3 protein-coding genes are annotated in these 2,627 nt (G+C 36.5%); all 3 read right to left on the bottom strand.

What is annotated here, in order from left to right; translation table 11 throughout:
- Nucleotides 1-837 precede the first annotated feature (837 nt).
- The gene (locus Q7U95_RS08560; protein ID WP_308753641.1) at nt 838-1,686 is read right to left on the bottom strand and encodes a ParB/RepB/Spo0J family partition protein; all 849 of its coding nucleotides are present in this window, start codon (nt 1,684-1,686) and stop codon (nt 838-840) included.
- A complete protein-coding gene (locus Q7U95_RS08555) occupies nt 1,673-2,422 on the bottom strand; it encodes a ParA family protein (protein ID WP_308753639.1) in 750 nt (249 codons plus the stop codon). The genes Q7U95_RS08560 and Q7U95_RS08555 overlap by 14 nt, the downstream gene beginning before the upstream one ends.
- A partial coding sequence (locus Q7U95_RS08550) for a hypothetical protein (protein WP_308753637.1) occupies nt 2,419-2,627 on the bottom strand: 209 nt, incomplete at its 5' end. The genes Q7U95_RS08550 and Q7U95_RS08555, both read right to left, overlap by 4 nt.

The following is a 2,627-nucleotide window of genomic DNA, read 5'->3' as shown; positions in this document are numbered from 1 at the left end:
ATAAAATATAAATGCTATAGCTTCTTAGACCTCCTATCCTCTGTAAACACGCTTATATTGTAAACCCTACCATCATTAAAATACACAAAAATGCCTGATTTTGGAAGACTATACCATCAATATTCTAGATTTTTCTCGTTTTCTTCGGCTGGTTTTTAACTGCTGGCTCTCCCAAAACTTTAATAATGGCTTCTTTATCTTTGCCCTTTAATTCTTTTGTTAGAGTTTCTACGTTATAGATTAAAGGCCTATCCGCTTTAACCTCTGGCTCGGCAGAGATGAGTGGAGAAGAAAGGAAGCATGAAATAGCTAAAGTTATCAGAAATAATCTAATTTGAATTAATTAAGAAATAAAAATGTTAAAAGCAGCTTTTAAGTTCAGCCTTGAAAAGCAACCTTTTGAACCAGCCTTGAAAGACAGCCTCTAGTCCTAATTAGTCGGTAGTCGGGAGCTGTTTCAAATGAAAAAATAAGAATGAAGAATGAAAAACGATATTTTATAATTAAAAATGTTTAAATCGAAACACAATCAACAATCAGGCCATCAGGCGAGAGTTGATAGAGTATGGAATAAGAACTTTTTAACACATATGTAGAAGTTTGTAACCTACCCATTGGTATGGAATTTGGGATTTTTTCATAAATAGAGAACAGATGGAATGGAATTGAGATGCTTTATATTAAAATAATTAACTACTCAAAGAAAGTACGCTTTCTGATCGGCTCTCCTTCTGTTTTTTTAAGATTTACTTTGTATTCCATAGATAAACCCCTCCAATTTCTTTTAAAGGGTAACACGGGTTACCCTTTCTCAATTTCTCAATTCCCTTTGCCATCTCAAAGTTTCTCAAACAAACTTTTCGCTCTCTTTATAATTTCTTTCAGTTCACTTTTTAACTGAGCTTTTTCCCTACTTTTAAGTTTATCAAATTTCTTCTCAATGCTTTCAAGTTTTTTATCAACTCCGGTTACCGCCGTTTTCACCGGCAGGTGATCAAGATATTCCCTTGCGTTCTCAACTGCTTTATCACCGGTAAGCCTCTGATTAATTATTTCATCAAACAAATCCTTTTGGACTTTCTTGTTACCCTTAAGCATATTCAACGCCCGCCCGTGCTTTTCGTTTAGCGCGGCTTGCCCAAAGTCATTAAATATTTCTTCGGGCAACCTAAGAATGTTTAAATAACGGATAACCCTTGTCTTACTAAAACCCAATTTCTTCCCAATTTCTTCTAAAGGTGCCCCGGGGCACCGCTGCTTGACCTCCTTAATCCCTTTCGCAATCTCAATTGCCGTTAAATCTTCTCGCTGTAAATTCTCAATTAAACCTTCAACCACAACCTCATCATCATTAAGGTCTCTAATAATACAAGGTATCTCTTTTAGTTCTGCCACCTGTGCGGCGTGCCAACGCCTTTCCCCCGCAACTATTTCGTATTCTCCCTCTTTGATTTTCTCTCCCTCTTTAAGCTCTCTTACAATTAACGGCTCAATAACTCCACGCTCTTTAATAGAGTTTGCAAGCTCTCTAATCCCGCCTTCTTTAAATTCTTTCCTTACCTGATTTGGGTTAGGTTTAACGTTAATAATTTCAAGATACACCAACTCGTTTTTAGGTGTGTCATGGATTAATTTAATTATTTCTCTTGCCTGTGCCTGACGTTCCTCATTTTTAGTTCTTGTCATTTTTTAAAACCTCCCCCGCAAGATTGATATAATCTTGCGCTCTGTTTTTCGCATAACTTAAAACGTCCGTCTGTGCCCTCGGTGATTCCGCTACTTTTGAATTAGTCCTTATAAACGTGTTAAAAATATGCCCTTTATGCTCATTTTTTAACTCTTCAAGTATTTCTTTATCTTGCTTCCTTCTAAAATCAACCATCGTGCATAAAACATTCCAACTCTTAATATTTGGGTTAAGTATTTCTTCAACTGATTTAAACATAGCCAAAAATATCTCTAAACCCTGCTTCGCAAATTCAAGAGTTTGAACCGGTATAACAACCTCATTACAAGCCGTAAGCGCATTTGTTGTTAATACTCCTAAGTTTGGCGGTGTATCAATCAAAACAAAATCGTACTTAGATATTTCTTCCTCGCTTTTTCTAATAGCTCTTTGTAAATACTGGTCTCGTCCCAACTTGTTTGAAAACTCACTTTCAAAACTACTTAAACTTAAATCCGAATGGATTAAGTTAAAATCTCTGCCGTTACTCTTTAACTCTTTTTCTCCTTTTATAAAAGAAAGCCCGTCAATACCCTCAAGCCAAATATCCTCTTTTATAGATAAGTGTGCTTGAGGATCAAGGTCAAGCATTAATACCTTCTTACCCCTCTCCGCAAGGCAGGCTCCTAAATTTAAAGTCGTGCTTGTTTTACCAACTCCACCTTTTTGATTCGATATTGCAATTATCCTAGTCAATCTCTTTCATCCTCCTTTTTTCTCCGATTTTCTTTATACTCCAAAACATCTTTCCGCTTCCAAATAGCTCCGCAAGCCAACCGTTGGACCGGCACGGGAAAGTCCGCTTTTAGCGTTCCCTTTTTTACCATACTAAGATATGAAGCTACTTTATTTGAACTCCACCCCATTATCTCAGCAAATTCTTTTGTCCCAACAAACTTTT

This window comes from Candidatus Oleimmundimicrobium sp. (assembly GCF_030651595.1).
Classification (GTDB): Bacteria; Actinomycetota; Aquicultoria; order UBA3085; family Oleimmundimicrobiaceae; genus JAUSCH01.
This window is presented reverse-complemented; position numbering and strand designations above follow the sequence as displayed.

Excerpts from the sequence above, each read along its gene's own strand:
- Q7U95_RS08560 (WP_308753641.1), bottom strand. The coding sequence starts at position 1,686 with ATGACAAGAACTAAAAATGAGGAACGTCAGGCACAGGCAAGAGAAATA.